At 50.0% G+C, this 15,772-nt stretch carries 17 protein-coding genes and 3 pseudogenes; 15 read left to right on the top strand and 5 right to left on the bottom strand.

Features of this window, described 5'->3' with window-relative positions:
• Nucleotides 1-92 precede the first annotated feature (92 nt).
• Nucleotides 93-407 carry a flagellar hook-basal body complex protein FliE gene (gene fliE, locus IM317_RS11695; protein ID WP_008500329.1) on the top strand — a complete coding sequence of 105 codons (315 nt, stop codon included), beginning with the start codon at nucleotides 93-95 and terminating at the stop codon, nucleotides 405-407.
• Nucleotides 408-433: 26 nt separating this feature from the next.
• Here fliE and IM317_RS11690 read toward each other — a convergent pair.
• Nucleotides 434-993: pseudogene (locus IM317_RS11690) on the bottom strand (tyrosine-type recombinase/integrase); the annotation flags it as partial.
• An 860-nt stretch (nucleotides 994-1,853) separates the two neighbouring features.
• On the opposite strand from IM317_RS11690, the gene IM317_RS11685 reads away from it, so the two are divergent.
• From IM317_RS11685 to yedD, 8 genes and pseudogenes are all read left to right on the top strand, one after another.
• Complete coding sequence (locus tag IM317_RS11685) at nucleotides 1,854-2,156, top strand: hypothetical protein (protein WP_049015904.1); 303 nt, start codon at nucleotides 1,854-1,856, stop codon at nucleotides 2,154-2,156.
• 8 nt (nucleotides 2,157-2,164) lie between these two features.
• Nucleotides 2,165-2,407, top strand: a complete 243-nt coding sequence (locus IM317_RS11680) for a hypothetical protein (RefSeq protein WP_049015906.1) — start codon at nucleotides 2,165-2,167, stop codon at nucleotides 2,405-2,407.
• Nucleotides 2,391-2,666, top strand: coding sequence for a hypothetical protein (locus IM317_RS11675; protein ID WP_049015908.1), 276 nt, complete (start codon nucleotides 2,391-2,393; stop codon nucleotides 2,664-2,666). Before IM317_RS11680 ends, IM317_RS11675 begins: the two co-directional genes overlap by 17 nt.
• A gap of 45 nt (nucleotides 2,667-2,711) precedes the next feature.
• Complete coding sequence (locus IM317_RS11670; RefSeq protein WP_049015910.1) at nucleotides 2,712-3,071, top strand: hypothetical protein; 360 nt, start codon at nucleotides 2,712-2,714, stop codon at nucleotides 3,069-3,071.
• A gap of 163 nt (nucleotides 3,072-3,234) precedes the next feature.
• Nucleotides 3,235-3,381: pseudogene (locus IM317_RS24260) on the top strand (tail fiber domain-containing protein); the annotation flags it as partial.
• A gap of 271 nt (nucleotides 3,382-3,652) precedes the next feature.
• Entirely contained in the window at nucleotides 3,653-4,810 is a 1,158-nt protein-coding gene (locus tag IM317_RS11660; protein ID WP_049015911.1) for an acyltransferase, read from the top strand.
• A gap of 111 nt (nucleotides 4,811-4,921) precedes the next feature.
• Nucleotides 4,922-5,307: pseudogene (locus IM317_RS23945) on the top strand (S24 family peptidase).
• 228 nt (nucleotides 5,308-5,535) lie between these two features.
• Nucleotides 5,536-5,949, top strand: a complete 414-nt coding sequence (gene yedD, locus IM317_RS11655; protein WP_023312299.1) for a lipoprotein YedD — start codon at nucleotides 5,536-5,538, stop codon at nucleotides 5,947-5,949.
• Between the two features lie 102 nt (nucleotides 5,950-6,051).
• Here yedD and amyA read toward each other — a convergent pair whose 3' ends face one another.
• The 4 genes from amyA to fliD are packed head-to-tail and all read right to left on the bottom strand — an operon-like array spanning nucleotide 6,052 to nucleotide 9,821.
• Nucleotides 6,052-7,539 (bottom strand): alpha-amylase, encoded by a 1,488-nt coding sequence (gene amyA / locus IM317_RS11650; RefSeq protein WP_033146551.1) that lies wholly within the window; start codon nucleotides 7,537-7,539, stop codon nucleotides 6,052-6,054.
• Between the two features lie 51 nt (nucleotides 7,540-7,590).
• Entirely contained in the window at nucleotides 7,591-7,965 is a 375-nt protein-coding gene (fliT, locus tag IM317_RS11645; RefSeq protein ID WP_033145899.1) for a flagella biosynthesis regulatory protein FliT, read from the bottom strand.
• A 5-nt stretch (nucleotides 7,966-7,970) separates the two neighbouring features.
• Complete coding sequence (fliS, locus tag IM317_RS11640) at nucleotides 7,971-8,375, bottom strand: flagellar export chaperone FliS (RefSeq protein WP_033145898.1); 405 nt, start codon at nucleotides 8,373-8,375, stop codon at nucleotides 7,971-7,973.
• Between the two features lie 21 nt (nucleotides 8,376-8,396).
• Nucleotides 8,397-9,821, bottom strand: coding sequence for a flagellar filament capping protein FliD (gene fliD / locus IM317_RS11635; RefSeq protein WP_033145897.1), 1,425 nt, complete (start codon nucleotides 9,819-9,821; stop codon nucleotides 8,397-8,399).
• A 401-nt stretch (nucleotides 9,822-10,222) separates the two neighbouring features.
• Between fliD and IM317_RS11630 the strand changes: the two genes are divergently transcribed.
• The 6 genes from IM317_RS11630 to dcyD all read left to right on the top strand — a co-directional run bounded on the left by IM317_RS11630 (nucleotide 10,223) and on the right by dcyD (nucleotide 15,752).
• Nucleotides 10,223-11,047: a flagellin gene (locus tag IM317_RS11630; protein ID WP_033145896.1), complete on the top strand. Its 825-nt coding sequence runs from the start codon at nucleotides 10,223-10,225 to the stop codon at nucleotides 11,045-11,047.
• Between the two features lie 62 nt (nucleotides 11,048-11,109).
• Complete coding sequence (fliB, locus tag IM317_RS11625) at nucleotides 11,110-12,315, top strand: flagellin lysine-N-methylase (protein WP_033145895.1); 1,206 nt, start codon at nucleotides 11,110-11,112, stop codon at nucleotides 12,313-12,315.
• A gap of 129 nt (nucleotides 12,316-12,444) precedes the next feature.
• Nucleotides 12,445-13,164 carry an RNA polymerase sigma factor FliA gene (locus IM317_RS11620; RefSeq protein ID WP_014170714.1) on the top strand — a complete coding sequence of 240 codons (720 nt, stop codon included), beginning with the start codon at nucleotides 12,445-12,447 and terminating at the stop codon, nucleotides 13,162-13,164.
• A 54-nt stretch (nucleotides 13,165-13,218) separates the two neighbouring features.
• Nucleotides 13,219-13,770, top strand: a complete 552-nt coding sequence (gene fliZ, locus IM317_RS11615; protein WP_008500339.1) for a flagella biosynthesis regulatory protein FliZ — start codon at nucleotides 13,219-13,221, stop codon at nucleotides 13,768-13,770.
• A gap of 86 nt (nucleotides 13,771-13,856) precedes the next feature.
• A complete protein-coding gene (tcyJ, locus tag IM317_RS11610) occupies nucleotides 13,857-14,657 on the top strand; it encodes a cystine ABC transporter substrate-binding protein (RefSeq protein ID WP_033145894.1) in 801 nt (266 codons plus the stop codon).
• 108 nt (nucleotides 14,658-14,765) lie between these two features.
• Nucleotides 14,766-15,752, top strand: coding sequence for a D-cysteine desulfhydrase (gene dcyD / locus IM317_RS11605; protein ID WP_033145893.1), 987 nt, complete (start codon nucleotides 14,766-14,768; stop codon nucleotides 15,750-15,752).
• Nucleotides 15,753-15,772 lie beyond the last annotated feature (20 nt).

Below are 15,772 nucleotides of genomic sequence, written 5' to 3'. Positions count from 1 at the left end.
AAATAACCTGGTTTTTTCATGCTATTTACCGCCATTATCTTATTGACAAGCTGTTAGTCTTGACCGCGTAAAAAACCATCCAGGGGAGAGTCATGGCTATACAGGGCATTGAAGGGGTAATCAGTCAGTTGCAGGCAACGGCGATGACGGCCCGTAATCAGAATGTGGCAGATCAGCAGCCGAGCATCAGCTTCGCGGGGCAACTGCATGCCGCTCTTGACCGTATCAGTGATACCCAGACCGCAGCACGCACTCAGGCAGAAAAGTTCACCCTCGGTGAGCCGGGCGTGGCGCTGAATGATGTGATGACCGATTTGCAAAAAGCCTCGGTTTCCCTGCAGATGGGGATCCAGGTGCGTAACAAGCTGGTGTCTGCGTATCAGGAAGTGATGGGGATGCAAGTTTAGGTTTTATAACCTGATGCTATTTATAATTAATAACCATCCGATCCCACAGTCTGGGGCATGGATGGGGCAAACTCACTCAATTTCTGGTTGAGGATGAGTACCTGGTCCTGGTTATTTTCAGCCATCCAGGATCCGTACACCCGGTAAACCATTTGCGCGTCGGTGTGGCCCATTTGCTTCGCGATGAAGTTAGGGTTAGCACCGGCAGCTAACGACCAGCATGCATACGTGTGTCGGGACTGGTATGCTCTGCGATAGCGAATCCCGGCGCGCCGCATTGCTGTCTCCCTGGACTGGTTGATCGACCCCACAGCGTAATGATGCCCTGCACGGCCTTTACGCAATCCGATTTGCGGGTTGAACACGAACGTGCACGGATGCACATCGGTACGACCATACTCACGCAGTTTCGCCTCAACCTGATACTGCTTGCCCAGACGTGTTAATCCTGGCTCTTAAGCACATCGTTCGCCGGCTGAATAAGGTTAATGATGCGGTCCGTTTCGGCCTCAGTTTTCGGAAGGGTGAACTGCTTCGTTAACTTGTGGTTTCGACGGATCATTATCGTACCGGCTTTCAGGTCGATGAAGCTGCAGCCCAAAATCTTCTATCGGAAGCTGCAGAGAACGCCAATTACAAACAGGATATTGAGGATCTGAATACTACCCTGACTGCGAAGGAAATCAGCCAAGAGCAGTACAACCAGACCTCAGAAAGGCTGGCGACAACGCATCATGCTAACCTCGCAAAAATCAGTCTCAACAGGTAGTGACTCCACAGTAGGAAACAGTCGGCGGAATTGACCCTATTCAGCAGCTGGCTAACGAGAACTTCCTTGAGCTCGCGCTGATTCTTGTATACGAGCCGCAGGGGCTGAATTACCGCCATGTTATGGGTACTGAGATTTATCAGTCAGCAGATTACGAATGCGGGCGCGACTTCATACGTGCTATGACGCTGATGTCTTTTTCTGGCAGCCCGGCGCCACGTTCACCAAAGACGGGGCTTCGTCGCCTGGGTTGGCAGCCAGCCTGTGCATGTCTGCCTGATTGCCGACGGTCGCGCGCTGAACAGCCGAAGGGAAAATGGACACATACGGTTCGACGCAATTCGGACAATTCAGAAGCTATTCACCAGAGTGGAGTTTTACCAGTATGCTGGTAATCGAAATTTAGCGCGTTCCGGGGATACCAAAGGACCTGGCGGTAGTTAAAGCCGGCACGGTATTTTCGGAGTGGCTTGAGCATGAAAGTTTTCACCGCGATATCCGCATCAACGTTAACGGCAAAGAGCTGCTGTCTGATGATGAGCTGCAATTTGCACTTCTGGAAAACGACCGGTAATTATTTTCGACCAGCCAAAAGGTGACGGTCTTGTCGGAACGCTGCTAAACCGCTCGAGCACCTTAACCCGATCAAGTTTACCCAAAAAGTGTTGTCTTCGCTGATGCCGAAGCCAAACACGATCGCAGGCGGCGGGAACAGCAAGACATCACCGAATAACAATCTGAAGGGACAGACTAACATCGCGCGCAATGGCGAGGCGAAATCGGACAACTTCGGCCAGGTCCGTTTCTTCCTGGATCTGGCTCAGAAATCGCTATTCGAATATATCAACAATCTGAAATACATCATTGAGCTGATGGTATTCGGTATTGGTAAATACGACGTAACGTCATTGCGCTTCTCTGAGTCTAATCTTGGTTCTATGGCCGGTGCCAGCGACACCATTTCCAGCCCGGAGAAGTAATCCCGGTAGTGAAAGATGGCTATCAGTTCGACGATGTCGACGGACAGGAAGTACCTGGGCTGAACGAGAGCAGCGATTTCCCGATTGAAATGGCGACGGCATCCACTGTCATCAGTGGCGCTTATACTGGCGGGCAGATTGGGATAAAAATCTTCAAACAGGCTGGTTTCGACTTCTTCACTGAGCTGACTTTCCCGCACCCGGTCACGTTCACTATCAACGTGACTTATCCGAATGTCGGAGACGTTTAACCGGACTGACAAACTCACCGCGGTGGGCGGGTTTGGGCGATACTCGATTACCTTCCAGAGAACAGATAATAGCAGCGACGCGAGCAAGCTGCAGGTTGAGGAGACTCATACGATAAACGTCAGGACGAACATTGTTCACGCTGAATATTTGCTGGTGATGGTGAAGGTCCGGGCAACCGAGAACGCCACAAGCTGGCGTGACAGGAAGTGCAACGCTCTGATCACCCGCCACGTCATCAGCTACAACATGACGATGTAACAGGTCGACTACACGCTGAGGCCATCGCGTAAATTCGCTGATATCGTGTTATTTAACTGGTTGGTCGTCAGGCAGCAGTCGGAGTCGAGCATTGATATTTACGGCCTGTGCCAGATCCAGGCTGAAATTGACGCTATCGATCCGCGCCTCGGGTATTTTGATTATACCTTTGACGATGAGGATGTGCCGCTAGGATCGCGTATGGAGACCATCTGTGACGCCGACAGCGTCTCGGTTTATGACAATAACGGCGTGCTGTCTTTCACCTGGGACGGCAAAAAGACGTCTGCGGCCACGATATTTAACCGCTCAAATACCAAACCTGATTGTTACTCGCTTTCTTACGATATTACTAACCGAAGGTTGTATCTAATAGTGGGGACCGGTCAGCAGTGTGCACTATGATTTCGTTTCAAAAAATGCTTTTCGCCACCGAACGCAATGTGAAGATGGAGTCGGGAAATACCTCAGGGCTCTACCCAACAACTGACAATTCAATAGGCATAGGACTACCCTCAAACAGATGAACTGCAGTGTATGCCGCTAATGGAACAATTCAGACGGTAGGCTTAAGAGTGATGAGAGAAGCATTAGTGATGCGGAACTTTCCACTGCAAGGTCGTTAACAAACATGATCAAGGCCTTTAGATTTACTGATTCGGTTGATACTAAAAGCGATGGTGCAAGGATTCATTTTGGCGTTATTGCACAATAAGTTATTGAAGCGTTTACAGTTAATGGTTTTGATGCGTTCGACTACGGTACGGTTTGCTATGACAAATGGGATGAAGAAGTGGAAGTGGTTGATGAACTTGAGTTTGTCCTTAACCCTACCTGGAAAACAGGCAATCGATATGGGATCAGATACGATGAATTGATCGCATTCATAATTCTTGCACTGTGAAAACAACCTGAGGTCATAGAATATTGCGTTACATCTACTTTCCTGTATCATGAACGTCAATATTAATCATGGTATAGTAAATATGATATTATCAATTCATTATTTGAGAGGGATAGCCGCGTTACTGGTTGTTCTCTTTCATTATAGGGATAGATTAAATAATGTATACGCCCAAAAAGATTTGGGTGATTTATTATTTGGTGGTGGACTTGCTGGCGTGGATTTGTTTTTTCTTATAAGCGGCTTCATAATAGTATATTCAACAAAAAAGAAAGAGATTAATAATGTTTTGTTCTTTTTTGTAAGAAGAGTCTTTAGGATATATCCATTGCTCATTGTTTCATGCGTGTTTTATTATCTGGTAATCACGGAAATGATGAAATATTCAACGGGTGAAGGGTTGGCTAAATTGTTTGTTTCAATGATTCCCTTCAATTTAAATTGGTCTGGAGAGGCTCCTTATTTTGGATATAACTTATTATACCCTGCTTGGACGATTACTTATGAAATAGCGTTCTATATTGTATTTGGACTGTCGATAAGTATTAGTCATAGATATAGGACGATTGTCTCTTCGACATTCTTAATCGCTCTTGTATGTTTGTCACAGTATTATTCGCGCGGTGAATTAAGCATGAGTGGTTCTGTTTCTGCTGGTTTGCTCGAGCATAATACGCTTTTGGGATATATTAATGTCTTCACCTCTCCAATGATGTTTGAATTCGTCGTTGGTATGATGATTGGTGAATTATATATTAAAGCAATACGGATTGAAGCAATATCACAACATATTAAGAATATCTCAACCATATGCCTTTTGCTTGCTTTGTCTATGTGCTTCATTATGTTTTTCTCTAAGGTTCCATATGGACATGGGTTGTTTGGTTTTGGCGTCTTCTCTTTTGTCATAATAACGTCATTTCTTTTTTATGAAAGAACAAATGATATATCTAGAAACAAAGTGCTATCATTTTTGGGAGATATTTCATATTCATTGTACATGTGCCATGCGATTATACTGGCAGCATATCTGTATCTATATACTCGCATGGGTTTTTTACAATATATAAATGGATTTTCTCTTGTGGTCATGCTGTGTAGTGTTTCATTGGTAACTGCGTTCTTAATGCATATATATATAGAATTACCATGCATAAACTATGGCAAAAGAATACTGGTCAGATACGCATCTGAAAAGGAAACGAGCTCAGAGAAAGTTTCCATATTAAATAAAATTTAAAGAAATTAAGGATATAGCCCACCTCGGTGGGCTTTTTTGCTGTAAGTGCCTTGATCGACGTCATCGAACAACAACACTGTATTCATATACAGTTACTGTCATAGTTGCATCATGGGATTTCCATCGGCAGCAGCGATTAAGTTGAGCAACGTATATCACTAGACAAGCGTATCATCACAAGACCAGCGGCTACGTATTTCATGTGAGCCGGTTCAACACACTATCACTAAGGCATCATCAACGGTGCGCTACTCGTCGTCGATGAATCACTCAGCCCGTGTGACGGTTCTTTGCTGGTTTGCAGAAGGGGATGGAGAGGTGAGGATAAAGCGGTATCGCAAGTCTCCAAAGCCACACCTTGAGAATTTGCAGACCGCAGGTGGGAAGTGATACCGGTTCACGATGATGGAACGAGCCCGGATGCGATATTTGGTGTGCTCACCTACAGCATCAATGATGCGCGCTGTGGCGAATTCGACGACTGCCCGGTGATGTGATGGGGCAGGGATGGGGCACAAAACAGCACAAGCTCTAAGGTGAACATAGACGACTGATGTTTTCGACGACTCTAACCATCTATTATTTAGTGCGCTCTTTGACGATCTTCGTCGATTAGAAAAATTATATGCTCATATTGGATAGTAGGTTTCAGACCTGTCGATCTTCGCTGGCAGCCGCAGCGCTTTAATGCCACAATATTTTTTTCTTCGAATGCAGGAAAGATGATGAAAAAAATAGCAATTGCTGGCGCGCTGCTGGCACTGACCGGGTGCGTTCAGGTCGATAACTATAACGACGTGATCAAGCATCCTGTCCCGGCGCATCTGGCGGGATACTGGCAGTCGAAAGGGCCGCAGAGCAACATGGTCAGCCCGAAGGCGATTGCCACGCTGGTGGTGACGGAAGAGGGCGATACGCTGGACTGCCGTCAGTGGCAGCGCGTGATTGCCGTGCCGGGTAAAATCATGCTGCGTTCAGACAGTTATTACAACGTGACGCGTAAGCTGGATATCTATCCGCTGGAGCGCGATGGCTCGACGCTGGAGTATGACGGGCTGGAGCTGCAGAAGGTCGACCGTCCAACGGTTGAGTGTGCCGATTACCTGAGTAAAAATCCGCTAGAGAGTAAACTACCCTAAGGGTAAACGCAAAACGGCAACCTCGTTGCCGTTTTTGGTGTTAGCGCCCTCTCCCTGTGGGAGAGGGACGGGGTGAGGGCATCAGGCCGCACGTTTCCCGTTCTACAGCGCATCCTCTATCACCCAAACGCTGACGCTTCCCCCATTACAGGTAAACGTCCCTTCGCCATCCGCCGCCGTGGTGATGGTTTCTTCGCGATTGCCGAGAAAATCCCTCCACGTTTTGTTGCCGTAGTTTTCCCCAAGACAAATCACCTTCTCGCCGTCGTCCCCGTTCGACATCACCACCACGCAGCCGGGATCGTCATCGGTGCCGCTGCGGCTGAAAGCGATGCAGTTAGGATGGTCGAAAAACAGCGTTTGCACGCCGTGGGCAAAACGCTGGCGCGCGAGGATCAGCTCGTGAAGCTGCTCAATGACCGGCATATCAATATGGTACGTTTCACCGTCGCCTCCCGCGTCGTCATAGCTGGCGCCGAAGAGATCCGGATAAAAGACGCTCGGCACGCCATTTTCCCGCAGCAGGATCAGCGCGTACGCCAGCGGTTTAAACCAGGCTTCGACCGGTGCTTCCAGCGCCTGCAAAGGCTGGGTGTCGTGGTTCGCGACGAGGGTGACCGCATGAAACGGATCGGCTTCCACCAGGGTACCGGTGAAGATTTGGCTCATGTCGTAATCCCGACCCTGACGTGACGCTTCGTGGAATTTCATCTGCAGAGGGGCATCAAAGAGCATGGTTTTGCCTTCGACCTGGTCAATATAGGCCTGAAGTTTATCCACTTCATGGGACCAGTATTCCGCCACGATAAACAGCGGCTGGTCGGCGATTTCCTGGACGTGCTCAATCCACTCTTTGTAAAACCAGGCGGGAATATGCTTGACGGCGTCCAGACGAAAACCGTCGCAGCGCGTCTGTTCCATGACCCAGCGGGCCCAGTATTTGATCTCCTCGGTCACGGCGTGATTGCGAAAGTCGATATTTTCGCCCATCAGGTAGTCGAAGTTGCCCATCTCATCATCAACCTGATCGTTCCAGCCTTCGCCGGTGTAGTCGTTGACGATTTTAAAGATGCCATCTTCATCGGGGTTTTCAATGTGGTCGACGCCGCTGAAGCATTTGTAGTCCCAGATAAACTGTGAGTATTGCCCGGCCCGGGCAGGGAAGGTGTAGCGAGTCCAGGCTTCGCATTCAATGACCTCGTCATCGATTTGCGTGCGGTCCTGTTCGTTCACGCGCTGAACGCGCACGGGCTCTTTTTCATCGGCGCCCATTTTGTGGTTGACCACCACGTCCAGCAGCACGGCAATGTCGTTGCTTTTAAGGGCATCAATAGCCTCCAGCAGCTGCGCCTTGTCGCCGTATTTCGTGGCGATACTGCCTTTCTGGTCAAACTCGCCAAGATCGAACAGGTCATAGGTGTCATAGCCGACAGAATACCCGCCGGATGCCCCTTTACAGGCGGGCGGCAGCCAGATCATGTTGATGCCGATTTCGTTAAGATTGGGAGCTAACGCCGTGACCTCTCGCCACAATTCACCGCCAGCAGGGTAGTACCAGTGAAAACATTGTAACAGGGTGGGGTTTTTCATCATCCTTGCTCCAGAAGCCATTGGCAGACTTCTGGAGTATGGATGAAGAAATCATAGTTGTGTGTCGCGGGTCAAACTTTCTGGATAAAGAATATTCCCTGACAGCTTTCCATAGGTAGACGTGATGGATTGCTGTTTGCCGGTTTGATCAATCAGATTACGCAGTTCGTCCATGCGGACCTTCAGCAGTGCCTTTAGCGCATTCTCGTTTTCAAGGATCATTTCCAGCAGCGCACGCGCTTGCTCAACCTGAGCCGGAGGGCATGACATGATGGGCGTTTGAGATATCTTTTCCACCAGTTGAACATAATGCATTTCCTGCTCGATAAGCGCATCCCATTGACCAGAATGTGCGAGATTTAGCATAGCAATGCTCTGAGCATGTAACGCCTGCCAGTGGCTAAGCGCTGCGCTGGGATTATTCATCAAAATTATCCTGAAATAGAGGACGCATTGGGGCCGATTTGCTTCCACGCATCCGCAATGTTGTTTAATAAACCCTCGACTTCAACAATTGCGTCTACGTCGTTACTGACATTCGCCAGCAACAAACGTCGAACCATATATTCGTACAAGGAGGCAAGATTACCGGACAACTCGCTCTCAACCTCCATGTTCAGTCCTGCTTTTAAACCGTTGTCGATGATATTGATGGCTTTCGTTAACGCTTCGCCTTTCTCACGAATTTGTCCGGCTTCCATGAACAAACGCGCGCGAACAAGGGCGCTATGCGCCCCGTCGAACAACATGACAATCAGCTGGTGTGGACTGGCATTCATGACTGCGCTTTCGACTCCTATCTGCTGATAGGATTGAACACCAGAGGTCTTATACATATCCACTCCTGAAGGCTACGACTATTTTTGTGAGAACTGTTGGGTCAGGTAGTTGGCTGTATTGGTCATTTTGGTGACTAATACGTCCAGACTGGTGAACTGGGTTTTGTAACGCGCCATGGTGGCATCAATAGTGGCTTCCATAGCATCGTAACGCTCACCCAGCGTTTTCAGCGTTTTGTTGATCCCGTCTTTCGCGTTCTGGATCACCCCGGCGCTGCCGGTACTGGTGCTGAGCATGGTGGTCAGCGTGTTGTTCATCTGGGTCGCCATACCGGTTTTCTTGCCGTCACCGACAAAATACTGCTGTACGGCGTTCGGGTTCTCGGTCAGCGCTTTTTTCAGCTTATCGGTATCGACTTTCAGGTTACCGACGGTACCGTCAGAACCTTTTACCGGGTCCTGGGTAATTCCCAGTTGGGCCATGATCTGTACCGAGCCGCTCTGCACTTCGGTCAGCAGGCCGCGCAGCTGAGACTGGATCCCGCGCACGTTTGCATCACCAACAAGTGCCCCGTTGCTGGCTGACTGGCTGCCGGCGCCTGCATCAACCGGAACATACTTCGTCAGGCTGTTAATGGTGGACTGCAGCGAGTTATACGCCGTGACCCAGTCGGTGATCGCCTTCTGGTTCGCATCCGTTGCGCGAGTCACCTCCAATGTTTCATCTGCCTTGCTTTCTGCTTTCAGCGAGAAAGTCACGCCAGGCAGGGCATCGGTAATGGTATTCGTCTGGCGCTCAATCGAAATGCTGTTCACTACCACAATTGCGTTTTGAGCTCCGGTGTTAACCGTCAGTGCGCCCGTTTTTGTGGTTGAGTTGTAACCAATTGCGTTTTGCAGCTTATCGTCGCCAGTGACGCTGATCGTCATTTCACCATCCGTACCGGTGGTTTTAGATGACAGCATCAGGCGGTAATCACCGTCTTTCGCTTTAATGACGCTGGCGGTGACGTTGCCGTTCGCTTTATTAATGGCGCTCGCAATCCCGGCCAGAGACGTATCGCCATCCGCCAGGGTGACCTCTAAAGGCGTTTTCGTGCCCGGCTGGGTGATGGTGATTTTACGCGTCGTACCTGTCGTATCGCCCAGCAAATCCGTGTTGTTTGCATAGGAGCCGGTAGTCAGTGCCTGTGCTTTTGCAACCTGGTTGACGTTGACAACAAAGGAACCCACGGACGCGTCTGCCGTTGTCGTGGCGGTAAAGGCCGTGTTGGTGCTGCTAACGGACGTTGAGTTCCAGGTGGTTGCTTTACCCAGCGCAGCGGTCGCAGTCTGCAGCGATGTCATGGCGCTCTGCAGTTTGCCGTAAGCGCTTAACTGTGCGTTATACGTTGATTGCTGGGAAGTAATCGTCGTCAGCTTGGTTCTTTCTGCTGCATCCAACTGATTATATAAATCCCCGAGTCCTGCAGAACCTATCCCGAGGTTACTGATAGTAGCCATGCATATTTTCCTTAAAATACGAAAGTAGTTCAGGACTCTTATCGGCCTCTCAACGTAAAAGTTTACGATGGTGAGAAAAAAATAATCCAAAGAATAGGCACGTCCTGGCGGGGTAAATGAAAGGATTGCACTTTAGGGTCATTATCCGTGCATTGAAAACACGAATAAGTGTGTGCCTTTTTTGTCATCTCTTTGCGCGTTAAAAAAGCATAAATAATAACGCTCTGATGGACCTTAATTGATTTTTTAAAAATAAAATAATTAAAAATCAATGTGTTGCAATTTTTTCAAAATTGATTCTAAAGTCTTTTGGGGACCCGTCGATAACCTTGTTGACGGTGAGAGACGCTGTGAGTGTTAGGCACCGGACCTAAAACCCAATTTTTGAAGGAAACAAAATTATGGCAGTTATCAATACTAACCTGTTGTCCCTGACCACTCAGAACAACCTGAACAAATCTCAGTCTTCTCTGGGCACTGCTATCGAGCGTCTGTCCTCCGGTCTGCGTATTAACAGCGCGAAAGACGATGCTGCTGGCCAGGCGATTGCAAACCGCATGACCGCTCAGATTAAAGGCATGAACCAGGCTGCGCGTAACGCCAACGACGGTATCTCCATGGCGCAGACTGCTGAAGGTTCTCTGAACGAAATCAACAACAACTTGCAGCGCGTTCGTGAACTGGCTGTTCAGGCAAGCAACGGCACCAACAGCACCTCTGACCTGGCCTCTCTGCAGGATGAAGTTACCGCTCGTCTGAATGAAATCAACCGTGTTGCAGGCAAAACTGACTTCAACGGCATCAAACTGCTGGACGGCACTGCAGGTACTGCTGGTGTGGTTAAAATTCAGGTTGGCGTGAACGACGGCGACACCATCGATCTGGACCTGAGCGGTGCAAAAGCTGACACCACGACTCTGGGTGTTGCTGCTATCGACCTGAAAACTATGACCGCTACCGACCTGGGCACCATCGACGCAGCTATCGCTAAAGTTGATAAAGCACGTTCTGGTCTGGGTGCTGTGCAGAACCGTTTCACTTCTGCAATCAACAACCTGAACAACACCTCAACTAACCTGTCTGCTGCTCAGTCCCGTATCCAGGACGCTGACTACGCAACTGAAGTTTCCAACATGTCCCGCGCGCAGATCCTGCAGCAGGCTGGTACTTCTGTTCTGTCTCAGGCAAACCAGGTTCCACAGACCGTTCTGTCTCTGCTGCGTTAATTTTACGCGTGAAACCCCGCTTCGGCGGGGTTTTTTTATCTCTGCTATTTGAGAATCCGCCTGTGAAACAAATCAGTGTCACTCAACCAAAGCTGGTCGCAGATTTTTCATGTGTCGGTGGGGAATGCCGTGAACATTGTTGTCAGGGCTGGACCATCGCGTTTGATAAATCCTCCGTTAATCGCTATCTGAACAGTAAAAATGCCGCTATTCGTCAGACGGCGAAAACGGCGATAAAAGTCACCAAAAAAAACTATGACCACTGGGGTGAAGTGATTTTCCATACGGAAAGTAAAAACTGCCCGTTTATGGATACGGAAAAACTCTGTTCTGTTCATAGCGCCATGGGCATCCAGGCCTTAAGCCCAACCTGTACGTCGTTTCCGCGGACAAACCGGGTCTATAAAAATGAAATCGAAAAATCGCTGAACCTCTCGTGTCCGGAAGTGACCCGACTTCTGTTGAACGATCGGGAGTCTATGTCGTTGATGGAATCTGTCATTGTTCAGCAGGACGTCAATAATGCGCCGATGATTGATTTGAAGGCAAAGGTCATCAATCTCTTCTGCCAGAATATTTTCAGCGTTGAGGGCGTCAGCGTTGAAGAACAGGTTTACGCCGTGGTGAAATTCCTCATGGTGGCGGAAAAGCTCGATAATCTCGAAGAGAATATTGGCACACTCGAAACGGTCTATTTCTCGCTGGTTAACGAACTGGTGAGTGGTAAAATCAAAACGGAATTAGGCGGATTTAATCAGAACTACAGCCTGAAATTCGCGTTAATTTCGCTCATCCAGAGCTACTTCACGAAGAAAGTGACAGCCCGCGGTGGTGCGGTATTAAACCGTTATTTTACTCAGCTTTATCAACAATTTGAGACTGCGGGTGACACCGTGCCGGCAGAGAAGGTCATGGAGAACATCGAGTCCGTCTGGCGCGATGTGGCGGGCAGTTACCTGGCGACCCATGACCATTTATTCAAGAACTTTTTTAAATACAAACTCTGGGAGCAGGGCTTCCCGCAGAACAATGGCCGCAGCATGTTGAATAACCTTTATTTAATCGTCGCGGAGTTCTATTTCCTTAAAACGTTACTTGCCGGTCAGGCGATCGTGGCGGGGAAAATTGAACAAGATAATATTATTGATGTTATTTACAGCTTCCACTCCCTTAGCCAGCATAATCAGGAAGCGGGAAAGCTCTTTCATCAACATATAGATAGCGTCAAACTGGGCGACGATCTTTCATTGTTACAACTGTTAATTTAGCCAGAAAAGTTGCCCCTGTTGTGGGCAACCTCAGAATAACCTCACTTTATCCCCCTTTTTCATCCAATTGAACGCCCTGCAGAATCGGATAATCATGCCGATAACTCAACTAACGCAGGGCTGTTTATCGTGAATTCACTCTATACCGCTGAAGGTGTAATGGATAAACACTCGCTGTGGCAGCGTTATGTCCCGCTGGTGCGTCACGAAGCATTGCGCCTCCAGGTGCGCTTGCCGGCGAGCGTGGAACTCGACGATCTGCTACAGGCGGGCGGTATCGGGTTATTGAATGCAGTTGACCGATACGACGCTCTGCAAGGAACGGCATTTACGACTTACGCAGTTCAGCGTATTCGTGGTGCGATGCTGGACGAGCTGCGCAGCCGCGACTGGGTGCCGCGCAGTGTTCGCCGCAACGCGCGCGAAGTGGCGCATGCGATGGGGCAGCTGGAACAGGAACTGGGACGTAACGCAACGGAAACCGAAGTGGCGGAACGTCTTGGCATTGCTGTTGAAGAGTATCGTCAGATGTTGCTCGATACCAATAATAGCCAACTCTTCTCTTATGACGAGTGGCGCGAAGAGCATGGCGATAGCATCGAGCTGGTGACGGACGAGCACCAGCAGGAAAACCCGTTACACCATTTAATGGAAGGGAATTTACGCCAGCGCGTCATGGAGGCTATTGAAGCTCTGCCTGAACGCGAACAGCTGGTATTGACCCTTTATTACCAGGAAGAGCTTAACCTCAAAGAGATTGGCGCTGTTCTGGAGGTGGGAGAGTCGCGGGTGAGCCAGCTGCACAGCCAGGCCATTAAACGCTTACGAACCAAGCTGGGTAAGTTATAGGTGATTGATTCACCTTAAAAATGCCGCACAACGTATTGACAACCAGGAGTTATCATGACGGTGCAGCAATCTAAAAGACGGCCTTTAAGCCGCTACCTGAAAGACTTTAAACACAGCCAGACGCATTGCGCCCACTGTAACAAGTTACTCGATCGTATCACGCTGGTTCGCCGGGGCGAAATCGTCAATAAGATTGCGATTTCGCGTCTCGACACGTTGATGGACGAAGCAGCATGGCTCGAAGAGCAAAAAGAGTGGGTGGCGCTTTGCCGTTTCTGTGGGGATCTCCACTGCAAAGAGCAAAGCGACTTCTTCGATATTATCGGCTTCAAGCAGTTCCTGTTTGAACAAACGGAGATGAGCCACGGCACCGTTCGCGAATATGTCGTTCGCCTGCGCCGCCTTGGGCAACATCTGACCGTAAACAATATTTCTCGCGATCTGCTGAAAACCGGTTATCTGGATGAAAATCTGGAGCCGTGGCTGCCTGCGACCAGCACCAACAACTACCGAATTGCGCTGCGCAAGTATGCGCAATACAAGGTACAAATGCCGGGTGCCATAAAGCAGAAAGCCCACGCCGGAACAACTTCTGATATATATTAAAAAAGAATAAGATGTAGCGCAGTCGCCTTTGACGTTGCAGGCGATTTCTCTACACTACGTAAAAATTCCACTATATCGGGGTATTTATGAAATTTGCACTTCTGGGTCGTCAGGCGCTGATGGGTGTTATGGCCGTTGCGCTGGTTGCGGGTATGAGCGTGAAAACGTTCGCCGCAGAAAACCTGCTAAATAAAGTAAAAGAGCGCGGTACGCTGCTGGTCGGGCTGGAAGGAACCTATCCTCCGTTCAGCTTCCAGGGCGATGACGGTAAGCTGACCGGTTTTGAAGTGGAGTTTGCTGAAGAGCTGGCGAAGCACCTCGGCGTTAAAGCGTCACTGAAACCGACCAAATGGGACGGTATGCTGGCGTCGCTGGATTCCAAACGTATTGATGTGGTGATTAATCAGGTGACCATTTCTGACGAGCGTAAGAAGAAATATGATTTCTCTACGCCGTACACCGTGTCCGGTATTCAGGCGCTGGTGAAGAAAGGCAACGAAGGTGGAATTAAAACTGCCGCGGACCTGAAAGGGAAGAAAGTCGGTGTCGGTCTGGGTACCAACTACGAAGAGTGGCTGCGCCAGAACGTGCAGGGCGTGGATATCCGTACCTATGATGATGACCCGACGAAATACCAGGATTTGCGCGTAGGTCGTACCGACGTCATTCTGGTTGACCGCCTGGCCGCGCTGGATCTGGTGAAGAAAACCAACAATACCCTGGCGGTAGCGGGTGATGCGTTCTCTCGTCAGGAATCAGGCGTTGCCGTTCGTAAAGGTAACGAAGACCTGGTCAAAGCGATTGATTCCGCGATTGCTGACATGCAAAAAGACGGCAGCCTGAAAGCGCTCTCCGAGAAGTGGTTCGGTGCAGACGTCACCAAATAAGTCTTTGACGTAAAAAAAAAGGCGCTTTTAAAAGCGCCTTTTTTATTTCTTTCGCGTCTGCGTGCATAATGAAAAATATCACATTTTGTCAGAGTTACCGGAGAACCCATGTCACTACAGAATTTAACGCGCTTTCCCCGCCTGGAGTTCATCGGCGCGCCGACGCCGCTGGAGTACCTGCCGCGATTTTCTGATTATTTAGGGCGCGATATTTTTATCAAGCGTGACGACGTGACGCCGATGGCGATGGGGGGCAATAAGCTGCGCAAGCTGGAGTTTCTGGCGGCTGACGCACTGCGCGAAGGCGCGGATACGCTCATTACCGCCGGGGCTATCCAGTCCAACCACGTTCGTCAGACGGCGGCAGTGGCGGCAAAGCTTGGGCTCCACTGCGTGGCGTTGCTGGAAAACCCGATTGGCACGCGGGCAGAAAACTATCTGACCAACGGCAACCGCCTGCTGCTGGACCTGTTTAACGTGCAGGTCGAAATGGTGGATGCGTTGACCGACCCGACCGCCCAGCTCGACGAGCTGGCGACGCGTCTGGAAGCGCAGGGGTTCCGCCCCTACGTTGTCCCCGTCGGCGGTTCGAACGCGCTGGGCGCGCTGGGGTATGTGGAAAGTGCGCTGGAAATCGCGCAGCAGTGCGAGGGCGCGGTGAGCCTCTCCTCCGTGGTTGTCGCGTCCGGCAGCGCGGGCACGCACGCCGGGCTGGCGGTGGGGCTCGAACAACTGCTGCCGGACGTCGAGCTGATTGGCGTGACGGTATCCCGCAGCGTCGCGGAGCAGAAGCCGAAAGTGGTCACTTTACAGCAGGCGGTAGCCGCGCAGCTGGAGCTGAAGGCCAGGGCCGATATTCTGCTCTGGGACGACTATTTTGCGCCGGGTTACGGCACGCCTAACGAAGAGGGCATGGAGGCGGTGAAGCTGCTGGCGCGCCTCGAGGGGATACTGCTCGATCCGGTCTATACCGGCAAAGCGATGGCCGGACTGATTGACGGCATTGCGCAGAAACGCTTTAAGGATGAAGGGCCGATTTTATTTGTCCATACCGGCGGGGCGCCTGCGCTGTTTGCCTACCATCCTCACGTCTAAAAATCAGGTCGAAAAATAAT

Origin of the sequence: Enterobacter cloacae complex sp. S3, from assembly GCF_014930495.1 — a bacterium.
GTDB lineage: Bacteria > Pseudomonadota > Gammaproteobacteria > Enterobacterales > Enterobacteriaceae > Enterobacter > Enterobacter asburiae_B.
The sequence above is the reverse complement of the archived record's forward strand: the minus strand, read 5'-3'. Positions and strand labels throughout refer to the sequence as shown.

Bases quoted from the DNA above. Each gene is read 5' to 3' on its own strand.
- IM317_RS11675 (WP_049015908.1), top strand. From the start codon at position 2,391: ATGTCGGAGACGTTTAACCGGACTGACAAACTCACCGCGGTGGGCGGG.
- fliT (WP_033145899.1), bottom strand. From the start codon at position 7,965: ATGAATAATCCCAGCGCAGCGCTTAGCCACTGGCAGGCGTTACATGCT.
- fliS (WP_033145898.1), bottom strand. From the start codon at position 8,375: ATGTATAAGACCTCTGGTGTTCAATCCTATCAGCAGATAGGAGTCGAA.
- fliD (WP_033145897.1), bottom strand. From the start codon at position 9,821: ATGGCTACTATCAGTAACCTCGGGATAGGTTCTGCAGGACTCGGGGAT.
- tcyJ (WP_033145894.1), top strand. From the start codon at position 13,857: ATGAAATTTGCACTTCTGGGTCGTCAGGCGCTGATGGGTGTTATGGCC.
- amyA (WP_033146551.1), bottom strand. From the start codon at position 7,539: ATGAAAAACCCCACCCTGTTACAATGTTTTCACTGGTACTACCCTGCT.
- fliZ (WP_008500339.1), top strand. From the start codon at position 13,219: ATGACGGTGCAGCAATCTAAAAGACGGCCTTTAAGCCGCTACCTGAAA.
- IM317_RS11685 (WP_049015904.1), top strand. From the start codon at position 1,854: ATGCCGAAGCCAAACACGATCGCAGGCGGCGGGAACAGCAAGACATCA.
- IM317_RS11660 (WP_049015911.1), top strand. From the start codon at position 3,653: ATGATATTATCAATTCATTATTTGAGAGGGATAGCCGCGTTACTGGTT.
- yedD (WP_023312299.1), top strand. From the start codon at position 5,536: ATGAAAAAAATAGCAATTGCTGGCGCGCTGCTGGCACTGACCGGGTGC.
- fliE (WP_008500329.1), top strand. From the start codon at position 93: ATGGCTATACAGGGCATTGAAGGGGTAATCAGTCAGTTGCAGGCAACG.
- IM317_RS11630 (WP_033145896.1), top strand. From the start codon at position 10,223: ATGGCAGTTATCAATACTAACCTGTTGTCCCTGACCACTCAGAACAAC.
- dcyD (WP_033145893.1), top strand. From the start codon at position 14,766: ATGTCACTACAGAATTTAACGCGCTTTCCCCGCCTGGAGTTCATCGGC.